Source organism: Ideonella sp. P3_A4, from assembly GCF_056403075.1.
Genome location: NZ_JBFUGE010001124.1, coordinates 1 through 1,160, shown reverse-complemented (window position 1 = coordinate 1,160; position 1,160 = coordinate 1). Strand labels below are relative to the sequence as shown.

The following is a 1,160-nucleotide window of genomic DNA, read 5'->3' as shown; positions in this document are numbered from 1 at the left end:
GAGCATGGGTCCGTGCTGCGCCGGTGACCGCTTCGCTTCAGTCCGAATTCACATTTCCGACCCGTTTGGAACACTGATTGAAGGGGCCGACCTCAGTCTTGCCGTCGGTCAGGATTGCGCGCAGCATGGCGATCGTCTAGGGAAGACCTGGCGAAATGGGGGGACGTGACATTGCTGACGCAATTCGAATGGTTCAAGAAGTTAACGGCCGCACAAGTCAGGCGAATGGTTGGCACTGGGCAGGAGAACCACGCGCTTGACTTCAAGCTTCTGAAGACTGAGGACTTCTCCAGCCGCGAAGACAAAGAAACGTTGGCCAGGTCCCTTTCGGGCTTTGCGAATGCTGAAGGAGGCGTTGTCATTTGGGGCGTTGATGCGCGCAAGAACCCAAGAAGCGGGGTCGATGAGGTCGTCGCCGCTCCCGGCATAAGGCATGCAAGGCTCACCCTTAGCCGCCTCCTAGAACTCACTCCTTCACTAGCCTCTCCGGCCCCGGTCGGCGTCAACCACATTCATCTGAAGTCAAGGCAAGGAGCCGGGTTTGTGGCGACCTATGTTCCCGCAGTCGGCCCGGTAATGGCGCTTGCAGGCCTGGGACAGTATTTCACCCGCTCGTCCGGTTCGTTCATGAAAATGGAACACACGCAAGTAGCCGACATGTTTGCCCGACGGTCGACTGCGCGGATAGAACCGATGGCGCGTGTTAGCACTGACAGTGGTGTTCCTAGCTTGTTGCTGGGCATGCGCAACGTAGGACTCGTCGGAGCCACCGCGCCATTCATCCTCTTCCGAATTCATCCGCCATACGGACGGTTCGATGGTGGTGTCGATGGCACTCGGCGCCAAGTGATCCCCTATGAGGGTCGCGATCCTGATGGATGGCAGATGCACCTCGCTGACGCGACTTTTGTCGTTCATCCGGCCGTCGACGTTTGGGTCGCGACAGCGTTTGCCGGCTACGGCCCCCTTGCCGAAAGAAAGGGAAAGCCATGCCGCATTGACTTTCGCCTGGGCGTCCTTGGAGTCCCAGCAATATCAGGTAGTTGCAAGGCCGACTTCGAGACCGGCGCGGTCGATATCACCATCAACAGTCCCTCCTAGCACCTTCTGAAGCAATTGGGGAGCTGGCGCTCTGATGGCTTGGTCCGCGCGTTGGATGG

At 58.7% G+C, this 1,160-nt stretch carries 1 protein-coding gene; it reads left to right on the top strand.

Translation table 11 applies throughout. The annotated features are described in order from the left end of the window. Positions 1 to 165 precede the first annotated feature (165 nt). Positions 166 to 1,101: an AlbA family DNA-binding domain-containing protein gene (locus AC1DYI_RS36360; protein ID WP_477208940.1), complete on the top strand. Its 936-nt coding sequence runs from the start codon at positions 166 to 168 to the stop codon at positions 1,099 to 1,101. The last annotated feature ends 59 nt before the right edge of the window (positions 1,102 to 1,160 follow it).